At 53.4% G+C, this 26,505-nt stretch carries 23 protein-coding genes; 19 read left to right on the top strand and 4 right to left on the bottom strand.

Annotation, left to right across the window (positions count from 1 at the left end; genetic code table 11):
* Window positions 1-24: 24 nt before the first annotated feature.
* Together M987_RS19045 and M987_RS19040 are read right to left on the bottom strand one after the other, a co-directional pair.
* Window positions 25-1,368, bottom strand: a complete 1,344-nt coding sequence (locus M987_RS19045) for an anaerobic C4-dicarboxylate transporter (protein WP_014070731.1) — start codon at window positions 1,366-1,368, stop codon at window positions 25-27.
* 157 nt (window positions 1,369-1,525) lie between these two features.
* The gene (locus M987_RS19040; RefSeq protein ID WP_014070730.1) at window positions 1,526-2,029 is read right to left on the bottom strand and encodes a non-heme ferritin-like protein; all 504 of its coding nucleotides are present in this window, start codon (window positions 2,027-2,029) and stop codon (window positions 1,526-1,528) included.
* Between the two features lie 550 nt (window positions 2,030-2,579).
* Between M987_RS19040 and M987_RS19035 the strand changes: the two genes are divergently transcribed.
* The 6 genes from M987_RS19035 (at window position 2,580) to otsA (ending at window position 9,402) form a co-directional block, all read left to right on the top strand.
* Window positions 2,580-3,137, top strand: coding sequence for a DJ-1 family glyoxalase III (locus tag M987_RS19035; protein ID WP_014070729.1), 558 nt, complete (start codon window positions 2,580-2,582; stop codon window positions 3,135-3,137).
* A 316-nt stretch (window positions 3,138-3,453) separates the two neighbouring features.
* The gene (araF, locus tag M987_RS19030) at window positions 3,454-4,446 is read left to right on the top strand and encodes an arabinose ABC transporter substrate-binding protein AraF (protein WP_014070728.1); all 993 of its coding nucleotides are present in this window, start codon (window positions 3,454-3,456) and stop codon (window positions 4,444-4,446) included.
* 76 nt (window positions 4,447-4,522) lie between these two features.
* On the top strand, window positions 4,523-6,037 hold the full coding sequence (gene araG / locus M987_RS19025; RefSeq protein WP_014070727.1) for an L-arabinose ABC transporter ATP-binding protein AraG: 1,515 nt from the start codon (window positions 4,523-4,525) through the stop codon (window positions 6,035-6,037).
* A 14-nt stretch (window positions 6,038-6,051) separates the two neighbouring features.
* Window positions 6,052-7,032: an arabinose ABC transporter permease AraH gene (araH, locus tag M987_RS19020; RefSeq protein WP_014070726.1), complete on the top strand. Its 981-nt coding sequence runs from the start codon at window positions 6,052-6,054 to the stop codon at window positions 7,030-7,032.
* Window positions 7,033-7,208: 176 nt separating this feature from the next.
* Window positions 7,209-8,003 (top strand): trehalose-phosphatase, encoded by a 795-nt coding sequence (gene otsB, locus M987_RS19015; RefSeq protein WP_014070725.1) that lies wholly within the window; start codon window positions 7,209-7,211, stop codon window positions 8,001-8,003.
* Entirely contained in the window at window positions 7,978-9,402 is a 1,425-nt protein-coding gene (otsA, locus tag M987_RS19010; protein WP_014070724.1) for an alpha,alpha-trehalose-phosphate synthase, read from the top strand. Before otsB ends, otsA begins: the two co-directional genes overlap by 26 nt.
* A 15-nt stretch (window positions 9,403-9,417) precedes the next feature.
* Here otsA and uspC read toward each other — a convergent pair whose 3' ends face one another.
* Window positions 9,418-9,846, bottom strand: coding sequence for a universal stress protein UspC (uspC, locus tag M987_RS19005; RefSeq protein WP_014070723.1), 429 nt, complete (start codon window positions 9,844-9,846; stop codon window positions 9,418-9,420).
* An 809-nt stretch (window positions 9,847-10,655) separates the two neighbouring features.
* Here uspC and flhD point away from each other — a divergent pair.
* The 6 genes from flhD (at window position 10,656) to cheW (ending at window position 16,076) form a co-directional block, all read left to right on the top strand.
* On the top strand, window positions 10,656-11,006 hold the full coding sequence (gene flhD / locus M987_RS19000) for a flagellar transcriptional regulator FlhD (RefSeq protein ID WP_014070722.1): 351 nt from the start codon (window positions 10,656-10,658) through the stop codon (window positions 11,004-11,006).
* 2 nt (window positions 11,007-11,008) lie between these two features.
* Window positions 11,009-11,590, top strand: coding sequence for a flagellar transcriptional regulator FlhC (flhC, locus tag M987_RS18995; protein WP_014070721.1), 582 nt, complete (start codon window positions 11,009-11,011; stop codon window positions 11,588-11,590).
* A 123-nt stretch (window positions 11,591-11,713) separates the two neighbouring features.
* Entirely contained in the window at window positions 11,714-12,601 is an 888-nt protein-coding gene (gene motA, locus M987_RS18990; RefSeq protein ID WP_008500417.1) for a flagellar motor stator protein MotA, read from the top strand.
* The gene (motB, locus tag M987_RS18985; RefSeq protein ID WP_014070720.1) at window positions 12,598-13,527 is read left to right on the top strand and encodes a flagellar motor protein MotB; all 930 of its coding nucleotides are present in this window, start codon (window positions 12,598-12,600) and stop codon (window positions 13,525-13,527) included. The genes motA and motB overlap by 4 nt, the downstream gene beginning before the upstream one ends.
* A gap of 4 nt (window positions 13,528-13,531) precedes the next feature.
* Window positions 13,532-15,553 carry a chemotaxis protein CheA gene (gene cheA, locus M987_RS18980; protein ID WP_014070719.1) on the top strand — a complete coding sequence of 674 codons (2,022 nt, stop codon included), beginning with the start codon at window positions 13,532-13,534 and terminating at the stop codon, window positions 15,551-15,553.
* A gap of 19 nt (window positions 15,554-15,572) precedes the next feature.
* Entirely contained in the window at window positions 15,573-16,076 is a 504-nt protein-coding gene (gene cheW, locus M987_RS18975) for a chemotaxis protein CheW (RefSeq protein WP_008500420.1), read from the top strand.
* Between the two features lie 102 nt (window positions 16,077-16,178).
* On the opposite strand, the gene M987_RS18970 is transcribed toward cheW, so the two are convergent.
* A complete protein-coding gene (locus M987_RS18970; RefSeq protein WP_014070718.1) occupies window positions 16,179-17,438 on the bottom strand; it encodes a dicarboxylate/amino acid:cation symporter in 1,260 nt (419 codons plus the stop codon).
* 430 nt (window positions 17,439-17,868) lie between these two features.
* Between M987_RS18970 and M987_RS18965 the strand changes: the two genes are divergently transcribed.
* The 7 genes from M987_RS18965 (at window position 17,869) to tap (ending at window position 26,490) form a co-directional block, all read left to right on the top strand.
* A complete protein-coding gene (locus M987_RS18965; protein WP_014070717.1) occupies window positions 17,869-18,441 on the top strand; it encodes a Csu type fimbrial protein in 573 nt (190 codons plus the stop codon).
* Between the two features lie 7 nt (window positions 18,442-18,448).
* Window positions 18,449-18,997, top strand: a complete 549-nt coding sequence (locus tag M987_RS18960) for a Csu type fimbrial protein (protein ID WP_041162082.1) — start codon at window positions 18,449-18,451, stop codon at window positions 18,995-18,997.
* Between the two features lie 16 nt (window positions 18,998-19,013).
* Complete coding sequence (locus M987_RS18955) at window positions 19,014-19,775, top strand: fimbrial biogenesis chaperone (RefSeq protein ID WP_014070715.1); 762 nt, start codon at window positions 19,014-19,016, stop codon at window positions 19,773-19,775.
* Window positions 19,751-22,135: a fimbria/pilus outer membrane usher protein gene (locus tag M987_RS18950; protein ID WP_014070714.1), complete on the top strand. Its 2,385-nt coding sequence runs from the start codon at window positions 19,751-19,753 to the stop codon at window positions 22,133-22,135. Before M987_RS18955 ends, M987_RS18950 begins: the two co-directional genes overlap by 25 nt.
* Window positions 22,132-23,094: a Csu type fimbrial protein gene (locus M987_RS18945; protein ID WP_014070713.1), complete on the top strand. Its 963-nt coding sequence runs from the start codon at window positions 22,132-22,134 to the stop codon at window positions 23,092-23,094. The genes M987_RS18950 and M987_RS18945 overlap by 4 nt, the downstream gene beginning before the upstream one ends.
* An 82-nt stretch (window positions 23,095-23,176) precedes the next feature.
* Window positions 23,177-24,844: a methyl-accepting chemotaxis protein II gene (gene tar / locus M987_RS18940; RefSeq protein ID WP_014070712.1), complete on the top strand. Its 1,668-nt coding sequence runs from the start codon at window positions 23,177-23,179 to the stop codon at window positions 24,842-24,844.
* 44 nt (window positions 24,845-24,888) lie between these two features.
* A complete protein-coding gene (tap, locus tag M987_RS18935; protein WP_014070711.1) occupies window positions 24,889-26,490 on the top strand; it encodes a methyl-accepting chemotaxis protein IV in 1,602 nt (533 codons plus the stop codon).
* The last annotated feature ends 15 nt before the right edge of the window (window positions 26,491-26,505 follow it).

The following is a 26,505-nucleotide window of genomic DNA, read 5'->3' as shown; positions in this document are numbered from 1 at the left end:
CAGAACTGTCGCCCGGAGAGGCTTTTAAAAGAACGTCTGCACCAGTAAATAACTCGCCGCACACGCACAACTCACACCAATCAGCCCCGGTAGTATGAAGCTGTGGTTAAGGATAAACCGGCCAATACGCGTGGTTCCTGAACGGTCAAATCCGATACAGGCCAGATCGCTTGGATAGGTGGGCAGGACAAAATAGCCGTAAGAGGCCGGGAAGAAAGCGATCAGCATTTTTGGATCGATACCCAGCATTAACCCCATCGGTGCCACTGCCGTAAGCGCGGCGGCCTGGCTGTTGACCAGTTTAGAAACCAGAAACAGCACGATGGCATACGTCCAGGGGTGACTTTTCACTACGCCTTCAAGCGCCATTTTTAGCTCTTCCAGGTGCGCCTGGAAGAAAGTATCGCTCATCCATGCCACGCCAAATACCGAGAAAATCGCGACCATCCCGGCTTTGAATACGGCACCGTTTGAGATGGTGGCAGCATTGACCTTACAGGCGACCAGCATCACGGCCCCGGCAATCAGCATCATCATCTGGATGACCAGGTTCATGGAAAGGGCGGTCATTTTCCCTTTCACATCGAAGGCTGGCCGCAACTCTGGTAACGCCCCCAGCAGCACGACTACGGCAATCCCGGCAAAGAAGATCCACGTGGACCAGTACGCCTGTTTCGGAAAGCGCTGGTTCATCAGCGTTTCCGTGCCGCCATAAATAAACTCGCGCTGTTTAGGATCGTTGATCCTCTCCTGAAACTCCGCGTCATCGGCCAGGTCTTTGCCGCGCCGCAGGCTCCACAGCGCCGCGATAGCTACGCCAAAGAGAGAGGCGGGAACTGATACTGCCAGGATTTCGAGGATCCCCCAGGCGTGCCCAATTCCATGCTGCGCACCCAGAATAGACACCAGAGAAACCACCGCCACGGACACCGGGGACGCGGTGATTGCCATTTGTGAGGCCACAGAGGCCACCGCCATAGGGCGTTCAGGACGAATGCCTTTTTTCAGCGCGATATCGGCAATGATGGGAAACATGGTGTAAACCACATGTCCGGTCCCGCATAAAAACGTCAGCATCCAGGTGGTAAAAGGAGCCAGGAGCGTGATGTGCTGCGGGTGTTTACGCAACAGCCGCTCGGCGAATTGCATCATCACATTCAGGCCGCCCGCGGTCTGCAACGTGGCCGCACAGCCAATAACGGCGAGGATCGTCAGCATTACGTCAACCGGAGGTTTACCCGGTTGCAGGCCAAAGACAAAACACAAAATGAACAGACCGATGCCGCTTATCAGGCCAAGACCCATGCCGCCGAACCGCGTTCCCGCCAGCAGGCAGAGGATAATGACAATAAACTCGATGGTAATCATGAAGCTCCCTCGTCAATGATAATGAAATTACGCAAATCATTACATGATGTGGGGATATTCATTGGGAGCGAGATCTGATTTGTTAAATGTCAGAAAAAGCAGGGAGTTGATAAGAAAGAAGGGCGCCTGCACCGGGAAGAAGATGCAGGCTGCCGGATCAGTGGTGCTGATAATTCACAATATCGAGTAAATGGCGGTCAGTCTGTTCCGGGCATAATCCGGCACGTTTCGCATTATGGATCTCAGCCGCGAGGGTTTTCAGCAACACACCATCTTGCTGCTGCTCTTTGCCCATATCCTGCAAGAAATGCAGCGTAGTGCTGTCTTTCTGTGCTTTGGCTTCATCTGCCAGGCGGTTTAGCGTGGTGCAACGCTGTTCATACTCTTCCAGCGTTTTCTGGAAAAGCTCTTCCAGGCAGGAGTAATCGTCTTCCATCATGTCAATGGCTTTAACGATAGGGTTAGCCCCAACATGTTTCATAAAATCAAAGACACGCATCATATGGGTGACATTACTTTGCGCCTGCGAGCGAAAGAAGGTGGCGGTACCGTTGAGACTGTTCTCAGAGCACCAGTCGCTCAAATACAAATGCAGATTAGAGGCGTAAAACTCAAGATTCATCTGGGCATTAAGTTTCTGAATCATCGCTTGGGTAGCCATACTAATATCCTTATTTACTGTGGACACGAATGCCCGCTGCTTAACCTGGCTCGGCAGGTTGTAGATGCTTACCGCACAACGTAATCAGCGCACGATAACGGAGAGCAGAATAGAGATATTCTGCATTTACTGAATGTTCTCGAATATTCACATCCTGTGTTCGATACAAATAAGCATACCCTTGTCAGGTGATTAAGAAAACTCTTAAGACCGTTTGTTTTACGTTACATTACAAATTTTAATATAGTTTAAATACCTAAACAGGAGTACACATTCATTTGTTTATTAACTTATTGAAATTAAACGTTTTAATTATTTATTATATAGATTATCACAATGAGAAAATAACAGGCGGATGGATGTGATGTGCAACGCGATAATCAATGGAGAAACAATATATCTTTCCGGAAATATATGATGTTATCGAAAAATTGCGCCAGATCATTTTTCTTCCTTGTGCCCGTTTCTGTGATCTGAACGGAAGTTTGCTCTCGCGCATTATGAAAAAATGAAACATCGTTTTATGTTTTTATTCAATGGCGAGGTGAAAATGGTTAAGGTTGCGGTGCTGCTGGCACCAGGGTTTGAAGAAGCGGAAGCAATTATTACGATTGATATTCTGCGTCGTATGAATATTGAAGTGGAAACGCTTGCCTGTGCGGAGTCTCGTGCTGTGGTGAGCTACCACAATATCCCCATGGTGGCAGACAGCACGTTGCTGGAACGCATTGATACGCTGTATGACGCCATCGTGTTGCCTGGTGGGCCGCAGGGGAGCGTAAATCTGGCGGCCAACCGGGATGTCCTGCGCTTTGTCGCGGCGCATGATGAAAGCGGCAAATTTATCTGCCCGATCTGCTCTGCCGCCGCCCGGGTGCTCGGCGCGAATGGCCTGCTGAAGGGACGTCGTTACGTTTGCTCTGGTGATTTATGGCAGCAGGTCAGTGACGGCGTCTATGTCGATGCGCCAGTGGTGGAGGACCAAAATCTTATCAGTGGTAAAGGGCTTGGACACGCCTTTGATTTTGCGCTGACCCTTTCTGCGCGTCTGCTGGGTGATGAAATTCCGGTGCGCGATCACGCCGATCACATCTATTACGCCTGGTAATTTTCTGGCCGGGCGTTATGGCGTCCGGCTTACAGGGATTTCTTAGCTGACCTTATGGATAATTCTGCTTAGCTGCCTTTCATTTGTCCGACAATATCTGCCGTTTTTATGTCATTTTCCGCTGAATTTATGTACGCAATTACTGTAATTCTGCGGTGTGATGGCGCTCTCTTATGGATGATTAATTTCCCGCTAAAACTATCACCAGCACTAACGCTTATGACGAGGTAAGCGCTAATGCCTTGTTTTAAGTCCGATTAAATAAGAAGCACGCAAATATTCCCTACAGAAAAGAATGCTAAAGCTGGAGTTTACCATGCACAAATTTACTAAAGCTCTGGCGGCCGTTGGACTGGCTGCTGTTATGTCACAATCCGCTATCGCAGAAAATTTAAAACTCGGTTTTTTGGTAAAACAACCTGAAGAACCCTGGTTCCAGACAGAATGGAAATTCGCTGATAAAGCCGGGAAAGATTTAGGTTTTGACGTCATTAAAATTGCGGTGCCGGACGGTGAAAAGACCCTGAATGCCATTGATAGCCTGGCAGCCAGCGGCGCGAAAGGATTCGTCATCTGTACGCCTGATCCAAAACTCGGTTCCGCGATTGCCGCAAAAGCGCGTGGTTATGGCATGAAAGTCATCGCCGTTGATGACCAGTTCGTCAATGCCAAAGGCAAACCAATGGACACCGTGCCGCTGGTGATGATGGCAGCCACCAAAATCGGTGAACGCCAGGGGCAGGAACTCTATAAAGAGATGCAAAAACGCGGCTGGGACGTGAAAGAAACAGGCGTGATGGCCATTACCGCGGATGAACTGGACACTGCCCGTCGCCGTACCACCGGTTCAATGGATGCCCTGAAAGCGGCCGGTTTCCCTGAAAAACAGATCTACAAAGTGCCGACCAAATCCAACGACATCCCGGGTGCGTTTGATGCGGCTAACTCCATGCTGGTACAGCATCCTGAAGTGAAACACTGGCTGGTGGTCGGTATGAACGACAACACCGTGCTCGGTGGTGTGCGTGCAACAGAAGGCCAGGGCTTCAAAGCACCAGATGTTATCGGTATTGGTATCAACGGTGTTGACGCCGTAAGTGAACTCTCTAAAGCCCAGGCTACCGGCTTCTATGGCTCTCTGCTGCCAAGCCCGGACGTACACGGCTATAAATCCAGTGAGATGCTCTACAACTGGGTGACCAAAGGGGCGGAACCGCCGAAATTCACCGAAGTGACCGATGTGGTGCTGATCACACGCGATAACTTCAAAGAGGAGCTGGCGAAAAAAGGACTGGGCGGTAAGTCATAAGTCATTCGCTGTGATTGTGCCCCTCATGTCGCCATGAGGGGCCAGACGTACACACTACAGGAATCACGGAGTCGTTATGCAACAGTCCTTACCGTATCTCTCTTTTCGCGGCATAGGTAAAACATTCCCCGGTGTAAACGCGCTGACCGATATCAGCTTCGATTGCTATGCCGGCCAGGTTCACGCCCTGATGGGGGAGAATGGCGCGGGGAAATCCACGCTGTTGAAAATCCTCAGCGGCAACTACACCCCAACCACCGGTACGCTTGCCATTCGTGGCGAAGAGGTGGCATTTGCCGACACCACAGCCGCACTGAATGCGGGTGTGGCTATCATTTATCAGGAGCTGCACCTGATCCCTGAAATGACGGTGGCTGAAAACATCTATTTAGGCCAGCTTCCGCACAAAAGCGGCGTGGTAAATCGTTCGCTACTCAATTATGAAGCGGGGCTGCAATTAAAACACCTTGGGCTGGATGTCGATCCACAAACGCCCCTGAAGTATCTCTCTATTGGCCAGTGGCAGATGGTGGAAATAGCGAAGGCGCTGGCGCGTAATGCCAAGATTATTGCCTTTGATGAACCTACCAGTTCGCTCTCTGCCCGCGAAATTGAAAACTTGTTCCGCGTGATACGCGAGCTGCGTAAAGAAGGCCGCATTATTTTGTACGTTTCGCACCGCATGGAAGAAATTTTCGCCCTTAGCGATGCCATTACTGTGTTCAAAGACGGGCGTTATGTGCGCACCTTTAGCGACATGCAGCAGGTCAATCACGATCAGCTGGTGCAGGCGATGGTCGGGCGCGAGCTGGGGGACATTTATCACTGGAAATCCAGAGAGTATGGCCCTGAACGCCTGCGTCTGGATAACGTCAAAGCGCCTGGCGTGCGTACCCCGATTTCATTATCGGTACGCAGCGGTGAAATCGTTGGGCTGTTTGGCCTTGTCGGGGCGGGGCGCAGCGAGTTAATGAAAGGGCTGTTTGGCGGGACGCGTATCACCGAAGGGCAAGTCACTATCGATGGCGAGCAGGTCGATATCCGCAAACCCGCTCACGCCATCAGGGCAGGGATGATGCTCTGTCCGGAAGACCGCAAAGCAGAAGGGATCATTCCCGTGCACTCGGTGCGCGACAACATCAACATTTCAGCAAGACGTAAGTTTATCCGCGCTGGCTGCCTGATTAACGATGGCTGGGAGTCGAGCAACGCCGATCATCACATCCGGTCGTTAAATATCAAAACGCCGGGGGCGGAGCAGTTAATCATGAACCTCTCCGGCGGTAACCAGCAAAAGGCGATCTTAGGCCGCTGGCTGTCGGAAGATATGAAGGTCATTTTGCTGGATGAACCCACCCGCGGGATCGACGTGGGGGCAAAACACGAAATCTATAACGTGATTTATGAACTGGCAAAACGCGGTGTGGCAGTGCTGTTCGCCTCAAGCGATCTGCCTGAGGTGCTGGGGGTTGCCGACCGCATTGTGGTGATGCGTGAAGGTGAAATTGCCGGTGAATTGCTTCATGAACAGGCGAATGAACAACAGGCGTTAAGTCTCGCCATGCCTAAAGTTAGCCAGGCTGTCGCCTGAGTAAGGAGTTAATGATGTCCTCTGTTACTACATCTGGATCACCGAAGTCGGCATTCAGTTTTGGCCGCATCTGGGATCAGTATGGGATGCTGGTGGTTTTTGCTGCCCTGTTCATCGCCTGTTCCCTGTTTGTTCCGAACTTTGCCACCTTCATTAATATGAAGGGGCTGGGGCTGGCGATTTCCATGTCTGGCATGGTGGCCTGTGGGATGCTGTTCTGCCTGGCGTCCGGCGATTTTGATTTGTCTGTTGCCTCTGTGATTGCCTGTGCTGGCGTCACAACGGCGGTGGTCATCAATATGACCGAAAGCCTGTGGATTGGCGTGTTTGCCGGTCTGCTGCTTGGGGTGTTAAGCGGTCTGGTGAACGGTTTCGTGATTGCGCGCCTTAAGATCAACGCGCTAATCACCACCCTTGCGACGATGCAAATTGTGCGTGGTCTGGCCTATATCATCTCTGACGGTAAAGCGGTCGGGATTGAAGACGAGCGCTTCTTTACCCTGGGTTATGCCAACTGGTTAGGTCTGCCTGCGCCAATCTGGCTGACGGTGGCCTGTCTTATCCTGTTCGGCTTCCTGCTTAACCGCACCACCTTTGGCCGCAATACGCTGGCTATTGGCGGTAACGAAGAGGCCGCGCGTCTGGCGGGTGTACCGGTGGTGCGCACCAAGATCATCATCTTTGTATTGTCAGGGCTGGTGTCGGCAGCGGCGGGGATTATCCTGGCATCGCGTATGACCAGCGGCCAGCCAATGACCTCTATCGGTTATGAGCTGATTGTGATTTCAGCCTGTGTTCTGGGCGGAGTATCCCTGAAAGGCGGCATCGGAAAAATCTCATATGTGGTGGCCGGTATTCTGATTCTGGGGACGGTAGAAAACGCCATGAACCTGCTGAACATCTCTCCGTTCTCGCAGTATGTGGTACGCGGCCTGATCCTGCTGGCAGCGGTAATCTTCGACCGTTACAAGCAAAAAGCGAAGCGTACCGTTTAAGCCATTTCCCACCTTTTTACGACCCAACTTATAACTGTAGTTGACCCTCTAACCCACCGGCCAGTTTCCCTGGCCGGTGGGTTCCTGAATGGCGAGCAACGTCACACTGTCTATACTTACATGGCTAATGATGGGGTAACGGTTTTACCTCACACAACCCTGTAAGGAGGAAGAGGGTGGCTGACCTGTTAACTGCACCGCCTGTACTGCCCGGACACTTTGCATTCTTTTTTGACCTCGACGGCACACTCGCCGAGATAAAACCGCATCCCGACCAGGTGGTCATACCCACTGCGGTTCTTCAGATGTTGGATCAGCTCTCGCAGATGAATGAGGGAGCACTGGCATTGATATCAGGGCGCTCAATGGCCGAGCTGGATATGCTCGCCAGGCCTTATCGCTTTCCGCTGGCGGGTGTCCACGGAGCGGAGCGCCGCGACATCCATGACCAAACCCATATTGTTTCTCTCCCGGATGATTTAATTGCGCTGCTGCACACGCAGCTTACGTCTGAGCTTGCCCGGCTTGCGGGCACTGAGCTTGAAGCCAAAGGCATGGCCTTTGCGCTGCACTATCGCCAGGCGCCGCAGCATGAAGTCGCAGTGCTTGCGCTGGCAAAGACGCTGGTGGATGCACATCCTCAGCTGGCGCTTCAGCCAGGGAAATGTGTGGTCGAGATAAAACCTGCCGGGATCAACAAAGGCGCGGCAATCAGTGCCTTTATGGGAACCCCGCCATTTAAAGGCCGGACACCGGTATTTGTGGGGGATGATCTCACGGATGAAGCCGGGTTTGCGGTCGTCAACCGGGCCAACGGCATGTCGGTAAAAGTTGGGCCGGGTGAAACAAACGCCGTATGGCGTCTGGGTAATGTCGGCAGCGTCTGGCAGTGGATAACGGATGTCGCTAATCAGCAAATCGCACAACACAGCGGGAGGAGCCAGTATGGGTCGCTTAGTCGTCATCTCTAACCGGATTGCGCCACCGGACGATAAGAAGTCCGGCGCAGGGGGGCTGGCGGTAGGGGTGTTAGGTGCCTTAAAAGCCGCCGGAGGCCTGTGGTTTGGCTGGAGCGGTGATATCAGCAATGAAGATAAGCCCCTGAAGAAAGTGACACGGGGCAACATCACATGGGCATCCTTCGCCCTCAATGAGAAAGATTACGAAGAGTATTACTCTGAGTTCTCGAATGCCGTGTTATGGCCAGCGTTTCACTATCGTCTGGATCTGGTGAACTTCCAGCGCGGATCCTTTGAGGGCTATATGCGCGTTAATGCGCTGCTGGCGGATAAACTGCTGCCATTAATTGAGCCCGACGATATTTTATGGGTGCACGATTACCATCTGCTCCCCTTTGCCAGAGAGCTGCGAAATCGCGGCGTAAATAACAGGATCGGCTTTTTCCTGCATATTCCTTTCCCTACGCCTGAAATATTCAACGCGCTGCCGCCACATGAAGAGCTGCTGGAAGGGTTATGTGACTACGATCTGCTGGGGTTTCAGACCGAAAATGACCGGCTGGCATTCCTCGACAGCGTCTCAGGCAAAACCCGGCTGGTAACCAATGGCAGCAAGTCGCATACCGCGTGGGGCAAACCGTTCCATACCGATGTGTACCCTATCGGCATCGAGCCTGATGAAATTGCCGGGCAGGCCGCGGGGCCGTTGCCGCCAAAACTGGCGCAGCTCAAGAATGAACTCAAGCATGTTAAGAATATCTTTTCGGTTGAGCGATTGGATTACTCCAAAGGTTTGCCGGAGCGTTTTCTTGCCTATGAAGCGCTGCTCGAAAAATTCCCTCAGCATCACGGTAAAATTCGCTACACCCAGATAGCGCCTACCTCACGTGGCGAAGTGCAGGCCTATCAGGACATTCGTCATCAGTTAGAAACGGAAGCGGGGCGCATTAACGGTCGTTACGGGCAATTAGGCTGGACGCCACTCTTTTATTTAAACCAGCATTTTGAGCGGAAGATCCTGATGAAAGTTTTCCGCTATGCCGATGTCGGGCTGGTCACACCGCTGCGAGACGGCATGAATCTGGTGGCAAAAGAGTATGTCGCCGCGCAGGATCCTGCCGATCCTGGTGTTTTGGTGTTGTCACAGTTTGCCGGGGCAGCAAACGAATTGACCTCTGCGCTGATCGTGAATCCCTACGATCGCGATGATGTGGCTAATGCGCTCGATCGTGCGCTGAATATGCCGCTTACTGAGCGTATTTCACGTCATGCTGAGATGATGGAAACCATCCATAAAAATGACATCAACCACTGGCAGTCGCATTTTATTCGCGACCTGCGCAGTATCACGCCGCGGGATACGGAGCAACGTTTCCAAAAAAAAGTCGCGACATTCCCTAAGCTGGCATAACACCTTCCGGGGGTATTATTTACCCCCGAGAGGCACTAACAGCACATCAACCTGGCTTGATGCAACAATCGATTTTGCAGAACATGCCGCTCTGGAAAAGAAACTGTGGTTATGATTACCGCAAATAACCAGGTCAATATTCTGTTTTCGACACATGCTAAGAATATGTTCGTTTAATTCACCCGTCGCAATGACGGTGTCATAAACAGGATATTGCGCCTTCTCAACCAGCTCCCGCAGAAATTGCTGCGTCTCTTCCTGCAATACGTCACGAATATCTTCGAGCATGGGTGCGGCCAGTTGATTGTACATCTCTGGCTCAGCCGCAAGGGTTATCAGGGTGATCCGGGCATTGGTGGGCCTGGCGATGGAAACCGCACGGGCGACAAGTTGGTGGCTTTCAGGTGAAACAGCAACAGAAACAAGAAGATGGGTGTAGCTCATCACGCACTCCTTTGGCATCTGAAACACAGTGTTTCAATCAGCATTACCGCGATTTTGCCGCTTCTGCAAGAGGTGAATACGACATTAGTGTGAACCTTATCATAATTATTCATTAATTATTCATTAATTATTCTTATAGGAGGAATAATCAAATAACGTGGCTGAATGATAAAAATTAACAACTTAACGTAAACAAAACAAATATTGTGTTGGGTTACTAAATCGTTTTAACGGGTTATCAACACAGGTGGGATGATAACGTAGGGAAATTTGTTAAATACAATATATCTATAACTGTATGTTTTTAATAGATTATAGATGCATGTCTCTATCATAGAGATATCACCTGACGCAAACTCGCTAATCATCAGGCCGCTAAGCAATTGTCATACCCAGCCTCTTCATACTTCTGCATGAGTATTCGTCCATTAAGAATATAAAATAGTGCCAACAGGTCAATAAATAATCAATTTACAAGTCGTGCTGATGGATTTCTCGGTAACATTCGCTTAAATTATGTGACGTGGATCACATTTTTTTTAAATTTTGGGTGAGGTCGCATTGTATGTGTCAGAGCTGACGAGTAGAGTTTGCGTCGAATTAGGAAAAATCTTAGTTATTTGTAAGAAATGATAAAACGTGTAACCAACGCCGCTGTGTGTTGGGATATCGCGCGTTTTGCTGCATACAAACCTTAATTCAACTATGCATTTGGCCTTTTCTTTTTTTATACCGGGTGATTTCCCGGCGACATCACGGGGTGCGGTCTTTCCGCATAAAAATAATAGTAGTTATTCGGGATGGGAAAAATGCATACATCCGAGTTGCTAAAACATATCTATGACATCAACTTGTCATATTTACTGCTCGCGCAGCGTTTAATTAGTCAGGACAAAGCGTCCGCGATGTTTCGTTTGGGTGTTAGCGAAGAAATGGCAACCATGCTGGGTGGGTTAACCCTTCCTCAGATGGTAAAGCTGGCGGAAACGAATCAACTAGTATGTCAGTTCCGTTTTGATAATCCTCAGACTATCACGCGTTTGACTCAGGAATCCCGTGTTGATGATCTGCAACAGATCCACACCGGTATTTTACTTTCTACTCGTTTGCTCAGCGAAATCAGCCAGCCTGATGACGCAGCCCGTAAGAAAAGGGCGTAAAAATGAGCGAAAAAAGCATTGTTCAGGAAGCGCGTGACATACAGCTGGCAATGGAACTGATTACGCTGGGTGCTCGTTTACAAATGCTGGAAAGTGAAACCCAGCTGAGCCGTGGTCGCCTCATCAAACTGTATAAAGAATTACGTGGCAGCCCACCGCCAAAAGGGATGCTGCCGTTCTCAACGGACTGGTTTATGACCTGGGAACAGAACATCCATGCCTCGATGTTCTGCAACGCCTGGCAGTACCTGCTGAAAACAGGTCTGTGCAGTGGCGTTGATGCCGTGATCAAAGCGTATAAACTCTACCTTGAGCAATGCCCACAGCAGAATGACGATGGTCCACTGCTGGCCTTAACCCGCGCCTGGACACTGGTGCGTTTTGTTGAAAGCGGAATGCTTGAACTGTCACGCTGCAACTGCTGTGACGGTAATTTTATTACCCATGCTCATCAGCCTGCTGGCAGCTTTGCCTGTAGTTTGTGCCAGCCTCCATCCCGAGCCGTAAAAAGACGTAAACTTTCCCGGGATGCTGCCGATATTATTCCACAACTGCTGGATGAACAGATCGAACAAGCTGTTTAACCCGAACGTGTGGGCAAGATTCCAGCAGCGGTAAGAAATTACCGCTGCTTTTTTTTACCCCGCATTCCGGTCACACACTCGAAATGAACGTCCTGCCTTAGTCACTAGCGGAAGGATGATGTCGTGCTTATCTTATTAGGTTACCTGGTAGTTCTCGGTACAGTTTTCGGCGGTTACATGATGACCGGCGGGCACCTTGGAGCACTCTATCAACCGGCCGAACTTATTATCATCGGCGGCGCAGGGGTAGGGGCTTTTATCGTTGGTAACAACGGTAAATCGATCAAGGGGACGCTGAAAGCTATTCCACTGCTGTTCCGTCGCTCGAAATACACCAAAAGCATGTATATGGATTTGCTGGCGCTGCTCTATCGCCTGATGGCGAAGTCGCGTCAACAGGGGATGTTCTCGCTGGAGCGAGACATTGAAAATCCAAAAGAGAGCGAAATCTTCGCCAGCTATCCGCGCATTCTTGCCGACGCCATGATGCTGGATTTTATCGTTGATTATCTGCGCCTTATCATCAGCGGCAACATGAACACCTTCGAGATCGAAGCGCTGATGGACGAAGAGATCGAAACTCATGAAAGCGAATCCGAAGTGCCGGCAAACAGCCTGGCGCTTGTGGGCGACTCGCTTCCGGCCTTCGGTATCGTGGCAGCAGTCATGGGGGTAGTACACGCCCTGGCGTCTGCGGATCGTCCGGCGGCGGAGCTGGGTGCCCTGATTGCGCACGCAATGGTCGGGACCTTCCTCGGTATTTTGCTGGCCTACGGTTTTATTTCTCCGCTGGCAAGCGTGCTGCGTCAGAAGAGCGCGGAAACCACCAAAATGATGCAGTGCGTGAAGATCACGCTGCTCTCTAACCTCAACGGCTACGCGCCGCCGATCGCTGTCGAATTCGGTCGTAAAACGCTCTACTCCAGCGAACGTCCTTCGTTTATCGAGCTGGAAGAACACGTGCGCGCGGTGAAAAACCCAAATCAACAGACGACAACTGAGGACGCATGAAAAACCAGTCCCATCCGATCGTCATCGTAAAAAAGCGCAAGCACAAGGGGGGCGGGCATGGCGCGCACGGCTCCTGGAAAATTGCTTACGCCGACTTTATGACCGCAATGATGGCGTTCTTTCTGGTGATGTGGCTTATCTCCATCTCCAGCCCGAAAGAGCTTATCCAGATTGCTGAATATTTCAGAACCCCGCTGGCGACGGCGGTGACAGGTGGGCAGCGTATCGCGAACAGCGATAGCCCAATTCCTGGCGGCGGTGACGACTACACCCAGCAAAAGGGTGAAGTGAAAAAAGAGCCGAACATTGACGAGCTGAAAAGACGGATGGAACAGGCGCGGCTGAAAAAACTGCGTGGCGATCTGGATCAGTTGATTGAAGCCGATCCGAAACTGCGCGCATTACGCCCACACCTGAAGATTGACCTCGTGCAGGAAGGTTTGCGTATTCAGATTATTGATAGTCAGAACCGCCCAATGTTTAAAACCGGCAGCGCCGAAGTTGAACCTTATATGCGCGACATTTTACGCGCAATTGCACCGGTTCTGAACGGGATCCCAAACCGCGTCAGCCTGTCAGGACACACGGACGATTTCCCGTATGCAACGGGTGAGAAGGGATACAGCAACTGGGAACTTTCTGCCGACCGTGCCAACGCCTCGCGTCGCGAGCTGGTGGCGGGTGGGCTTGATGATGGCAAGGTACTGCGCGTGGTCGGCATGGCCGCAACGATGCGCGTCTCCGACCGCGGGCCAGATGATGCCATCAACCGTCGTATCAGTCTTTTAGTGCTGAACCAGCAGGCGGAGCAGGCCATCCTGCATGAAAACGCCGAAAGTCAGAATGAGTCACTGGACGATTTAAAACAGCCTGGGGCCGTACCTTCGGCTGCCGTTCCAACATCGCCACCAGCCAATCCGAGGTGATAGCGTGAGCATGGATATTAGCGATTTTTATCAGACATTTTTTGATGAAGCCGACGAATTGTTGGCTGATATGGAGCAACACCTTCTGGATCTGGTGCCTGAAGCACCGGATTCAGAGCAGCTCAATGCCATCTTCCGTGCGGCGCATTCTATTAAAGGCGGAGCAGGGACGTTTGGTTTTACCATCTTGCAGGAAACAACCCATTTAATGGAAAACCTGCTCGATGAAGCGCGCCGTGGTGAGATGCAGCTCAATACCGACATTATTAACCTGTTTTTGGAAACCAAAGATATTATGCAGGAACAGCTCGACGCCTATAAAAGCTCGGCAGAGCCTGATGCCGCCAGCTTTGAATACATCTGCAACGCGCTGCGTCAGTTAGCGCTGGAAGCAAAAGGTGAAGCAGCCGCTCCCGCTGTTAGCCCGGCAACCCTGAGCGTTGTCGATACCGCTGAAGAGGCTGCACCTGCCGCTGCGGCCAGTAAGCTGCGCGTTGTGCTTTCTCGCCTGAAAGAGAGCGAAGTCAACCTGCTGGAAGAAGAACTGGGTAATCTGGCCAAATTAAGCAATGTGGTGAAAGGGAAAGACAGCCTTGCCGCAACGCTTGAAGACGGCATTAGCCAGGATGATATCGTGGCGGTGCTGTGCTTCGTCATCGAAGCCGATCAGATTGATTTTGAAACAGAAACGGCTCAAGCCCCTGCACCTGCCGAAGCGGTTGTGGCGGTTGCTGAAGTCGCGGCACCTGCTGTCGTTCCTGCGGCACCCGCGCTGAAAGCGGTGCCAAAAGAACCTGCTGCACCTGGCCGCGGTGAAAAACCGGCGGCTCGCTCCAGTGAATCAACCAGTATTCGCGTGGCGGTCGAGAAAGTTGACCAGCTGATTAACCTGGTAGGCGAACTGGTGATCACCCAGTCTATGCTCGCCCAGCGTTCCAACGAACTGGACCCGGTCACTCACGGCGATCTCATCACCAGCATGGGTCAGTTACAACGTAACGCCCGCGATTTGCAGGAATCGGTGATGTCCATCCGTATGATGCCGATGGAATATGTCTTTAGCCGCTTCCCGCGTCTGGTGCGCGACCTGGCCGGAAAACTGAACAAGCAAATCGAACTGACGCTGATGGGCAGCTCTACCGAACTGGATAAGAGCCTGATCGAACGCATCATCGATCCATTAACGCACCTGGTGCGTAATAGCCTTGACCACGGTATCGAACTGCCGGAAAACCGCGTTGCTGCGGGTAAATCACCGGTCGGTAACCTGATTTTGTCTGCGGAACACCAGGGCGGCAATATCTGTATCGAAGTGACCGACGACGGTGCTGGCCTGAACCGCGAGCGTATTCTGGCGAAAGCGATGTCTCAGGGCATGGCGGTTAGCGAAAACATGACCGACGAAGAAGTGGGGATGCTGATCTTTGCACCTGGCTTCTCGACGGCTGAACAGGTGACGGACGTTTCTGGCCGTGGCGTGGGCATGGACGTGGTGAAACGTAATATCCAGGAGATGGGTGGCCACGTTGAAATCCAGTCTAAGCAAGGTTCCGGTACAACCATCCGCATCCTGCTACCGCTGACGCTGGCAATTCTGGATGGTATGTCTGTCAAAGTTGCGGGCGAAGTCTTCATTCTGCCACTGAATGCGGTAATGGAATCTCTGCAACCGCGTGAAGAAGATCTGCATCCACTGGCAGGTGGCGAGCGCGTACTGGAAGTCCGTGGCGAGTATCTGCCGTTGGTTGAACTGTGGAAAGTATTCGAAGTCGATGGTGCGAAAACCGAAGCGACGCAAGGCATTGTGGTTATTCTGCAAAGCGCAGGCCGCCGCTATGCGCTGCTGGTCGATCAGCTGATTGGTCAGCATCAGGTCGTGGTGAAAAACCTCGAAAGCAACTACCGCAAGGTGCCGGGAATTTCTGCCGCCACCATCCTGGGCGATGGTAGCGTTGCGCTGATCGTTGATGTCTCAGCGCTTCAGGGATTAAATCGTGAACAACGTGTGGCATACACAGCCGCCTGATTAAGAAAAAGGTAATAACATGACCGGTATGAGTAATGTAACGAAACTGGCGGGCGAGCCATCTGGACAGGAGTTCCTGGTCTTCACTTTAGGCGATGAAGAGTACGGAATCGACATCCTTAAAGTGCAGGAGATCCGTGGTTACGATCAGGTTACCCGTATTGCTAACACCCCAGCCTTTATCAAGGGCGTGACGAACCTGCGCGGTGTGATTGTGCCAATCGTTGACCTGCGCGTGAAGTTCAGCCAGGGCGACGTGGATTACAATGACAACACCGTGGTGATTGTCCTGAATCTGGGTCAGCGCGTTGTGGGTATTGTTGTTGATGGCGTGTCTGATGTGCTGTCGCTGACCTCCGACCAAATCCGCCCTGCGCCGGAGTTTGCGGTAACGCTGTCTACCGAATATCTGACCGGTCTGGGTGCGCTCGGCGAGCGTATGCTGATTCTGGTGAATATCGAGAAGCTGCTGAACAGCGATGAGATGGCGCTGCTGGATATCGCGGCGAGTCACGTAGCGTAGGTAAATGCAAAACGGCAACTCAGGTTGCCGTTTTTAGTGTTTGCTCCCTCTCCCGTGGGAGAGGGGTGGGGTGAGGGCAACAGGCCTCACCTTTTTTACATCTTAAGCTTCCTGCTCCACCAGCTCAGCTTCCGCTTCCCGCGCACCTTCGTTCTGTGACAGCATCGCCGTCGCAATCCCGTTACCCAGCACGTTAATTGCGGAACGACCCATATCCAGGAAGTGGTCAATCCCCATCAGCAGCAGAATACCCGCCACCGGAATATTAAAGCTTGGAATGGTCGCTGCCAGCACCACCAGGGAAGAACGCGGAACACCCGCAATCCCTTTGGAGGCCAGCATCAGCGTCAGCATCAGCACCGTGACTTCGGAGAAACTCAGATGGATGTTGTACGCCTGGGCGATAAACATCGAGGCGAAAGAGCAATACACCATCGAGCCCACCAGGTTAAAGGAATAACCAATTGGCAGAACGAAAGAGGCGATATTGCGTGAACAGCCAAAGCGCTCCAGCTGCTCCAGCGTTTTTGGATATGCTGCTTCAGAGCTGCTGGTGGTAAACGCGACCAGCACCGGATCTTTCAGCATACTGACCAGGCGAAACACCTCTTTTTTCAGCACCATGTAACCCACTGCCAGCAGCACCATGCAGGTGAGCAGGATGGCAACATAGTAACCGCCGATAAATGACGCGTAGTTCAGCAGAATGCCCAGACCCTGGGTGGCAATAACGGATGAGATGGCCGCGAAAATGGCCAGTGGCGCAACGTACATCACGTAGCCCGTCACCTTCAGCATGATGTGAGAAACGACATCCAGCGCGGCAACCAGCGGAGCATTGAATTTTTGACCTAGCGACGCACCGCCAATACCGAAGAACATCGAGAACACCACAATTTGCAGGATCTCGTTGTTCGCCATTGCACCCGCAATACTGGTTGGAATGGTGTGGGACAGGAAGGCTTTCAGCGTCATCCCCCCAACGGCCAGACCGGTATCAACCGCTTCGGTCGGGATAGCCAGGTTCAGGCCGCTCCCCGGACGTTCCAGGGTGACAATAAACAGCCCCACCAGAATAGAAAGTACGGAGGAGCTGATAAACCACACCATCGCTTTACCGCCAACGCGGCCAATGGTTGAGGTTTCGCCCAGCTTCATAATGCCGACGGTTAACGTACTGAACACCAACGGCGCTATCACCATTTTAATCAGTCGCAGGAAAATATCGGTCAGCAGCGTGATGTTATCCGCCCAGGCGGTAATGACATCCTGTGATGCGTACTCGTGAATGGCTGCCCCTGAAAGAATACCCGCCAGCATGAATATCACGATGAAGAGTGTGAGTTTGTTTGCACTTGCCACGAAAAAAGACCCTCTATGCGCTTAAGATTCATCCCCACGCCGATACATATAGATTTTTTATTACAGCGCAGGAAAATATTCGGCACATAAATTGACGTAAAGCGAGGGGGGATACAACTGCTTTTTAATTTTTATTAATTTTGTTGCTAATGCTGCGACGATATATTGTGACGCTTATCACGTTTTTATGGATATATCCTTAGGATGCGACGCGTTTAATTCCTTTCAATCGTGTTAACTGATTGTTTTTTAATTAACTAACTTGTCAATACGGCAAAAGTTGCACGTACCCTGGCAAGGGTGGTTGAAGCGGTAACCATCAACTAAATTCTCAGTAACCCCCTCTCGGGATTGTTCAGTGGGGCTAACATCTTGAACAGTATCAATAAAATATAGCAAGCGAATGGCGACATCTTCTGGAGGGTGGGAAATGAAAAGAAAACGCCTTTTGATATTTGCAGGCGCCCTGCTGATCGCAACGACCGCCTGGCAGGCGCAGGCAGTAACCAGTAGCGGCACCATCGGCGCGACGCTGACGCTGACCAACGGTTGTCTGATCAACGGATCCCCCACTCAAAATGGGATTAACTTCGGGACGCTGGATTTCGGGACCCATCCTGCGACCTTTTCCACCCTGACTACCCAGTTGACCGGGGCGAGCGGCGGGAACGCCTTCACCATTCAATGTACCACCGCCAGCTTCACGGTAGCGATAACCGGCAATACCAACTCCACCGCACCGGGTACCGTTGTCGGAACACCGGGAACGCCTGCGCGTTACCTGATCAATACCGCCAATGCGGCACAGGGTGTGGCATACAGCCTGTACAGCGACAGCGGCTTTAACAACATTATCGCCAATAACGCGTCGATACCAGCAGCGTCGACGACGGGCGGGGTGAGCAGTTACACCCTGTACGGACGCATCACCGGAGGCGGCAACAGCGTGACGGTTGTCCCGGGAACCTACACTGACACCATTAACGTCAGCGTAACCTACTAGTCCAGCCATGAAGGCATTCTGGTTATGTCTGCGCAAAAGCGCAGAGGGTTTCGTGCAACCTTTTTTTGTCCTCGCGGTGGGGCTGATGCTGGCGTCCATCGCCGGGGCGGTGACGTCACAGCCATTTAAGGTCAGTGCGACCATTGTGCCGGGCTGCTCGGTCACCTCCGGAACCGGTGGGATTTTGGGGACGCTGGATTTTGGCACACATACCGGAGTGGAAAGCGCCCCTGTCAGCACCAGCTTTGTGCCCAACGGGGCATTGTCCATTGCCTGTACGCCAGGCGTGGCGCTGAGTATGAGCATCGATAGCGGGCAGAATTACGCTTCTGTGCGGCAAATGAAACGTTCAGGCGGAACCGATGTTGTGGCGTACCGACTCTACAGCAGCAGTTCGCTGGCCGCGAACAGTGAGATTGGGGTCAACCAGGCAGTCGCAGTGACCTATACCAACAGCAACAACATCTCACTGCCGCTCTTCGGTGTGGCGCTCCTGACCGGGTTTAGCCCGGCTGGTGCGTATTCTGATCAACTCGTCGTGACGTTGTCATGGTGATAAAGGGAGAAAATCGATGCAGCCATTATTCAGGCATCTTTGTCTGGTGAGTTTATTGGGGGTTACCGCCGCTGCAACGAGCCAGGTGCAGGCGGCGGCGACCATTCTGTTATGGCCCATCGACCCGTGGCTTTCGGCAGAGACCAAAGCCACGGAATTGTGGATCCAGAATCAGGGCAACAGCGCGACGACCATGCAGGTGCGCATTGTGCGCTGGAAGCAGGAAGAGGGATTTGAACGCTATACCGCACAGCAGGATGTTGTCGCCAGTCCGCCGATTGTCACCATCGGTAAAGGCAGCAAGCAGCTTATCCGTTTGATCAAACAAGGCGCTGTCCCGATGGGCGTCGAGCAAGCCTACCGCATTATTGTGGATGAAATTCCCCAGCCAGATGCCAAAGCCGAACCGACCATCGGCCTTAAACTCCAGATGCGCTACTCCATTCCGCTCTTTGTCTACGGGCAAGGGATCCCGACTATAAAAGAGGGCGCGCATCATGCGCTGGTGGAGAGCAAAAATCTGAGCTGGCGGGTGACGCAGGAAGCAGGGCACCCTGCGCTTGAGGTGCGCAATCAGGGGGATGTGCACGTCAGGCTGAGTCAGGTTACTCTGGATCAGGGTGGGCAGAAACGCACGGTTGCCGATGGGTTGCTGGGTTATGTGCTGCCAGGCAGTACCCGCAGCTGGCCGATCCCGGCGGGAATTCGCCAGCCAGAGCAGATGAGCGCGCAGATTAATGCCAGGGATACGCAATGGCAGTCGACGCCCGTCAACTGAAACCGGCGATGATTATCCTGCTCTGCGTCAGTACCAGCACCTGGGCCGAGCCTGGCGATGACAGTTTGCCACCGCCACCGCAAGCCCAGGCGATAAACGGTGAGGCCGTTTTTCAGCTTGCTCTCGTGCTGAACCATTACGATACCGGGCTGGTGGTGCCTGTCACGCAGCGCGATGGCGCTTATTTTATCTCCAGTGCCGATCTGCTGCGCGCCGGGCTTCCCCCTGAACATGTGCCGAATGGGGACGTCAATCTGTCTACGCTTTCACAGGTGCGCGTGGAGTACGACAGCGCTGCCCAGCGGCTGTTGTTAACTGTGCCTCGCGACTGGGTTTCATCCCGCGTCACGCCGTTTAGCGGCATGGCGGCGCAGAGCAAACCCCACTATGGCCGGGGGGCGCTGTTTAATTACGATCTCTATACCAACCACACCGACCACATTGGCGGCCAGGCGTCTCTCTGGCATGAATTCCGCTACTTCAATGAAAACGGCTCTTTTTCATCTACCGGTTACGCCCGGCAAAATTTCTCCGGGGACAATGGTCAACAGGAAGGTTACGTGCGCTATGACACCACCCTGTTGATGACCAACGAAGACGACGCAACCACCTGGACCGCCGGGGATGTGATAAGCGATGCCCTGAGCTGGAGCAGCAGCGTGCGGATGGGCGGGATAAGCTACGGACGTGATTTCTCCCTGCGACCGGATCTGGTGACCTGGCCGCTGCCGGAGTTCTCGGGGGAAGCGGCCGTGCCCACCTCCGTCGATCTGTTTATCAACGGCTATCGTTCGGGTTCGACTCAGCTCCAGCCGGGGCCGTTCACCCTGACAAACCTGCCCTATATCAACGGTGCAGGGGATGCGGTGCTGGTGACCACTGATGCGCTGGGGCGACAGGTCAGCACAACGCTGCCGTTTTATGTCACCAGTGATGTGCTCAAACAAGGTCTGAGCGACGGTGCGGTGACGCTCGGGAGCCTGCGGCGAAATTACGGAATTAAGAGTTTCGACTATGGCCCGGCGGCAGGCAGCGGATCGTATCGCTATGGTCTTACTGACTGGCTGACGCTGGAAGGACACGCCGAAGGCGCGCAAGAGCTGGCGCTGGGCGGGGCAGGAACGGTAGTGAAGCTCGGACGTTTTGGCGTGGTGAATACCTCATATACCCGCAGCCATATGCGCGGGGACGATGGCGGGCAAATCAACTGGGGGTATCAGTACAGCACCAGTGAGTTTAGCCTGGCGACCCAGCATAGCCGGCGCGGCCGCGGCTATGGCAACCTGGCCCTGTATGACCAGCCGACGGTCTATGATGAAAACAACCGTCCCATTGCCAGTTTTAGCCGCAACACTGACCAGTATTCCCTGACCTTTAACCTTGGGCAGTACGGCAATATTGGCGCGGCCTGGATTGGTGTTGAGAGTTTTGATAACCAGAAAACGGAGCTGCTGAATCTCTCCTGGAGCCGAAATTTGTGGGGGGCCAGCAGCATCTATCTGGCAGCCAGCCGCGACCAACAACGGGGTGACTGGACGGTCGCGCTCTCGCTACAGGTGCCGTTGGGTGAACGTGACAGCGCCGCCGTCACCTTTGAAAATACGCCGGATGCAGGCAGCACACAGCGCATCAACTACAACCACTCCATGCCTTCCGACGGTGGGTTTAGCTGGAATATGGCGTGGGCTAATCAGTCGAGGGCGAATAACTATCAGCAGGGCACGCTGGGCTGGCGCAACAATAATATTGAATTGCAGGGCGGCGGTTACGGCGAACAGGACATGATGACCTGGTGGGGCGAGGCGATGGGCTCCATTGTGCTGATGGACGGTGAGTTGTTTGCCGCCAATAAAATCAATGATGCGTTCGTGGTGATCAGCACCGATGGCCACCCGGATGTTCCCGTCAGCTATGAGAACCAGCCGGTCGGCAAAACCAATAACAACGGTTATCTGCTGGTGAGCGGCGTGTCGGCCTATTATCCGGCAAGCTACAGTATTGATACCCTGAATCTGCCTGCCGATACCCGGCTAAAAGAGACCGAGCGGCGGGTGGCGATCCGCCGTCACAGTGGCTATCTGGTCGATTTCCCGATGGAGCAGGAGCGGGTGGCAAGCGTGATCCTGCATGATGCGCAGGGGCATGATATCCCGGTGGGAAGCCAAGTGCGACGCGCCTCGCGCAGCAATGCGGTGGTGGGGTATGACGGCATTGCCTGGCTGGAAAACCTCAGCGATGTGAATCCGCTGGATATCACCACCCCGGACGGAAAACACTGCACGGCGACGCTGACCATTGGCGCAAACCCGGAACATAAGCTGCAAACCTACGGGCCACTGGTGTGCCGGGAGGGGCCATGAAGCGCCTGCTGCTGGTGATCATGCTGCTCTTTTCCGGCGGCAGCTGGGCGGCCTGTACCATCAGTACGGTGAATGCCGCCTTTGGCAACGTCGGGTCATTTTCCCTCAGTGGAACCGGAGAGGTGGAAACCACCGGCACTCTGGTGGTTTCCTGCGATGCGGTACTCAATCTGTTGACTAACGATTCGGTGACGCTGAGCTACACCTCGGCATCGGTGTCCGGTAACAGCCGCGCCACGATGAAACGCACCGACAACGCAACCATCACCGACGTGATCCCCACGCGGCTGTGTGGTTTATCGGGCTGTGCAAGCAACAGCGAAGTGCAAATCAGCAAAACCTATACCTGGAGTGGTAACACACTGCTGGGGCTGCTGGGGTCGAAGCAGTACAACATCCCGCTCTATTTCCGTACCGTGGCCGGGCAAAACGTCACGGCCGGACCGTATCAGGTGCTGTTGACCTTCAGCATTAACTACAACGTCTGTTCTGTGGGGATTCTGGGGCTATGTACTACGCCGCAAACGGGGACGGCGACGACAAGTATTTTGCTTAATATGACCGTGACCAACGACTGTAGCGCCATGACCACGCCGGACGTGAACTTCAACAGCGCGCCGCTGGTACAAAATTTCCCGACCATTTCACAAGCCATCGCCGTGACCTGCACCAAGGGCAGCACTTACACCATAGGAATTAACAATGGTGCCAACGCGCTGAACAATGTTCGCCGTATGGTTAACGGCAGTAACTATATGAGTTACGACATCTATAAAGAAGCCACCACCAACCGCTGGGGCGGAAGCGGCACCGAGCGCTGGGCCAGCTCGGCCTCTTCGCAACTGAGCACTGACGGCCTGCTGCGCACCTATAACTACACGGCCAAAGTGCTCACCAACCAGACCACCCCACCTGCCGGAACCTACAGCGACACGCTGATTGTCGATGTGGCGTTTTAACGGCGCTTTTCCCTTTCGCAAATGTAAAGTTCCTGTGGTCAGTGCCGATAACACCGTTAATAAATCTATGAGAAGGTGTTGTATGTTGAACCGTATCCGCGTTGTCACAATGCTTATGATGGTGCTGGTCATTTTCGCGCTTCTTCAGCTCATTTCGGGCGGGCTTTTTTTCTCGTCGTTAAAAAATAATCAGGATAGCTTTGCCGCATCAAACGATCTGCGTTTGCAACAGAGCGAGCTGACATCGACCTGGGATCTGATGCTGCAAACGCGCATTAACCTGAGCCGCTCTTCTGCCCGCATGATGATGGACCCTAATAACCAGCAGAGCACTGCGAAAACGGATCTGCTGAAAAATGCCCGCGCAACGCTTGCCGATGCTGCGAAACACTACGATGCCTTCAAGAAAATTGCCCCGCAGCCTGCCATGGAGCAGGTGAGCAGCAACATTGATGAAAAATACACGGCCTACTTCGCGGGGCTGACGGAGCTGATTCAGTTCCTCGAAAGCGGCAACATGGATGCCTACTTCGCGCAGCCAACCCAGGGGATGCAAAACGCCCTTGGTGCAGCGTTGGGGGAATACGCCAAAGCCAGTAACGACCTGTATCACACCTCCTTTACCGAAAGTCAGAACGACTACCGCTTCGCCAAATGGCAGATGGCTGTTCTGGCGCTGGCGCTGGTGATTGTGCTGGTTGGCGTGTGGTACGGCATTCGCCATATTCTGCTGAATCCGCTGGGCCGCGTGATTGCCCATATCCGTGAAATCGCCAGCGGTGACCTGACCAAAACGCTCACCGTGTCCGGGCGTAATGAAATCACGGAGCTGGCGAACTCCGTTGACCATATGCAGCGCTCGCTGATTGATACTGTGACCAATGTGCGTCAGGGATCGGATGCCATTTATACCGGAACCAGCGAAATTGCGATGGGCAACAACGATCTCTCTTCACGTACCGAACAGCAGGCTTCGGCGCTGGAAGAGACGGCCGCCAGCATGGAAGAGTTAACGGCGACCGTGAAGCAGAATGCGGACAACGCCCGTCAGGCTTCTCAGCTTGCCGAAAGCGCCTCTGACACCGCTCAGCGCGGTGGCCGTGTGGTGGATGGCGTGGTGAAAACCATGCATGAAATTGCCGACAGCTCGAAGAAAATTGCCGACATCATCAGCGTTATCGATGGTATTGCCTTCCAGACCAACATCCTGGCGCTGAACGCCGCGGTTGAAGCCGCTCGCGCTGGTGAACAGGGCCGTGGGTTTGCGGTAGTGGCCGGTGAAGTGCGTAACCTGGCAAGCCGCAGTGCTAACGCGGCGAAAGAGATTAAAGCGCTGATTGAAGATTCCGTTTCCCGTGTGGATACCGGCTCCGTGCTGGTGGAAAGCGCAGGGGAAACCATGAATGACATCGTGAATGCTGTTACCCGCGTAACGGACATCATGGGTGAAATCGCCTCTGCATCGGATGAGCAGAGTCGTGGTATTGACCAGGTCGCCCTGGCGGTATCTGAAATGGATCGCGTGACACAGCAAAACGCCGCGCTGGTGCAGGAGTCCGCAACGGCGGCGGCTGCACTGGAAGATCAGGCGAGCCGTCTGAAGATGGCCGTCTCGGCGTTCCGTCTTGCTTCAAAAACGACAAATACGGCCAACACGCGTGCAATGCACAGTGAGTCAGCAACTGCCCCGGCAGCGGCTCGCACCCGCACCGTGACGACCGGACAAGATGAAAACTGGGAAACATTTTGACTGAACTTTAAACCGCGGCTGCTTGCCGCTTAATGGGAGCGTGGATGTTAAATCGTATTCGTATCTCGACCACACTGTTTTTGATTCTGATCCTTTGCGGTGTGTTGCAGGTTGGCAGTAACGGGTTGTCTTTTTGGGCGTTTCGCGATGGCTATCAGAATTTGCAGGAAGTTGAGGCGAGTAATCAACAGCGCTCCGCACTGGCACAAACGCGTGCCGTGCTGTTGCAGGCAAGCACTGCGCTGAACAAGGCAGGGACCTTAACCGCGTTAAGTTATCCGCCGGATGACATCAAGGCGCTGATGGCAACCGCACGCGACAGCCTCAAGCAGGCTGATGCGCAGTTTAAAGCCTTCGTGTCTCAGGAGGCTGTCAGCGAGAAAGGCAAAGCGCTGAAAGTCGCCATGAAGAAGAACTTTGATCAGTGGCACAGCGATCTGGATCACCAGGCGACCTGGCTTGAGAACAACCAGCTCTCTGATTTTATGACCGCGCCGGTGCAGGAATCGCAGGCGGCCTTTGATGGCAGCTTTAACGCCTGGCAGCAGGACATCAACCAGTTTGTTGAGCGTGCAGGGGCAGCCAGCCGCACCAGCTACCACATGTCCGGCGTGATTTTTGCCGTCGTGGTGATTCTGGCGGCCTTGCTGACCGGGGGCGCGCTGTTCTGGTCGCGCAGAATGATTGTGCAGCCGCTGGCGATCATCAGCAGCCATTTCGACAGCATTGCGAAGGGTAACCTGGCGCGCCCGGTGGCGGTTTACGGTAAGAACGAGATTTCGGCAATTTTCGCCAGCCTGAAGGCGATGCAGGGATCACTGCGTGAAACGGTGACCGATGTGCGTCAGGGCAGTTATGCCATGCACACCGGGATATCTGAAATTGCGGCAGGCAATAACGATCTCTCTTCCAGAACCGAGCAGCAGGCGGCCTCGCTGGCACAAACAGCGGCCAGCATGGAGCAACTGACGGCGACGGTAAGCCAGAACGCCGATAACGCGCGTCAGGCATCGGATCTGTCGAAACAGGCCGCGCAAACGGCGAAGAAAGGGGGCGACCAGGCGACTCACGTTGCCAGCACTATGCATGAGATAGCCGCCAGTTCACAGAAAATTGGCGACATTATCAGCGTGATTGACGGTATTGCCTTCCAGACCAACATTCTGGCCCTGAACGCCGCCGTTGAGGCAGCGCGAGCAGGGGAACAGGGGCGCGGATTTGCGGTAGTCGCCGGTGAAGTTCGTAACCTGGCAAGCCGCAGCGCTAACGCGGCAAAAGAAATTAAGGTGCTGATTGAAGAGTCGGTGTCTCGCGTTGAGCAAGGCTCTGCGTTGGTGGATACGGCAGCAAAAACGATGAGCGAAATTGTCACCTCAGTGACCCGGGTTAACGACATCATGGGCGAAATCGCCTCCGCATCAGATGAACAACGTCGCGGGATCGAGCAGGTAGCCCAGGCGGTCAGCCAGATGGATCAGGTGACACAGCAGAACGCTTCGCTGGTGGAAGAGGCAGCCGCGGCAACCGATCAGCTGGCGAGCCAGGCCGATCACCTGACCGGGCTGGTCGCGGTATTTAATGTAAAAGAGCACGTTGAAGCAGTAACAGAAGTCGGGCGGTCGCAGGCCGTGCCAGTTGGAACCTGAATGTGATTAAGAAGG

It is taken from the genome of Enterobacter soli ATCC BAA-2102, assembly GCF_001654845.1.
Lineage (GTDB): Bacteria > Pseudomonadota > Gammaproteobacteria > Enterobacterales > Enterobacteriaceae > Enterobacter > Enterobacter soli.
Note: the sequence above shows the minus strand (reverse complement) of the source record. Positions and strands in the feature narration are given on the sequence as shown.

Bases quoted from the DNA above. Each gene is read 5' to 3' on its own strand.
- M987_RS19040 (WP_014070730.1), bottom strand. From the start codon at position 2,029: ATGGCTACCCAAGCGATGATTCAGAAACTTAATGCCCAGATGAATCTT.
- M987_RS18950 (WP_014070714.1), top strand. From the start codon at position 19,751: ATGGCAGTCGACGCCCGTCAACTGAAACCGGCGATGATTATCCTGCTC.
- cheW (WP_008500420.1), top strand. From the start codon at position 15,573: ATGACCGGTATGAGTAATGTAACGAAACTGGCGGGCGAGCCATCTGGA.
- M987_RS19035 (WP_014070729.1), top strand. From the start codon at position 2,580: ATGGTTAAGGTTGCGGTGCTGCTGGCACCAGGGTTTGAAGAAGCGGAA.
- tap (WP_014070711.1), top strand. From the start codon at position 24,889: ATGTTAAATCGTATTCGTATCTCGACCACACTGTTTTTGATTCTGATC.
- otsA (WP_014070724.1), top strand. From the start codon at position 7,978: ATGGGTCGCTTAGTCGTCATCTCTAACCGGATTGCGCCACCGGACGAT.
- flhD (WP_014070722.1), top strand. From the start codon at position 10,656: ATGCATACATCCGAGTTGCTAAAACATATCTATGACATCAACTTGTCA.
- M987_RS18955 (WP_014070715.1), top strand. From the start codon at position 19,014: ATGCAGCCATTATTCAGGCATCTTTGTCTGGTGAGTTTATTGGGGGTT.
- araH (WP_014070726.1), top strand. From the start codon at position 6,052: ATGTCCTCTGTTACTACATCTGGATCACCGAAGTCGGCATTCAGTTTT.
- uspC (WP_014070723.1), bottom strand. From the start codon at position 9,846: ATGAGCTACACCCATCTTCTTGTTTCTGTTGCTGTTTCACCTGAAAGC.
- flhC (WP_014070721.1), top strand. From the start codon at position 11,009: ATGAGCGAAAAAAGCATTGTTCAGGAAGCGCGTGACATACAGCTGGCA.
- M987_RS18945 (WP_014070713.1), top strand. From the start codon at position 22,132: ATGAAGCGCCTGCTGCTGGTGATCATGCTGCTCTTTTCCGGCGGCAGC.
- M987_RS18965 (WP_014070717.1), top strand. From the start codon at position 17,869: ATGAAAAGAAAACGCCTTTTGATATTTGCAGGCGCCCTGCTGATCGCA.
- araF (WP_014070728.1), top strand. From the start codon at position 3,454: ATGCACAAATTTACTAAAGCTCTGGCGGCCGTTGGACTGGCTGCTGTT.
- tar (WP_014070712.1), top strand. From the start codon at position 23,177: ATGTTGAACCGTATCCGCGTTGTCACAATGCTTATGATGGTGCTGGTC.
- motB (WP_014070720.1), top strand. From the start codon at position 12,598: ATGAAAAACCAGTCCCATCCGATCGTCATCGTAAAAAAGCGCAAGCAC.
- M987_RS19045 (WP_014070731.1), bottom strand. From the start codon at position 1,368: ATGATTACCATCGAGTTTATTGTCATTATCCTCTGCCTGCTGGCGGGA.
- araG (WP_014070727.1), top strand. From the start codon at position 4,523: ATGCAACAGTCCTTACCGTATCTCTCTTTTCGCGGCATAGGTAAAACA.
- M987_RS18960 (WP_041162082.1), top strand. From the start codon at position 18,449: ATGAAGGCATTCTGGTTATGTCTGCGCAAAAGCGCAGAGGGTTTCGTG.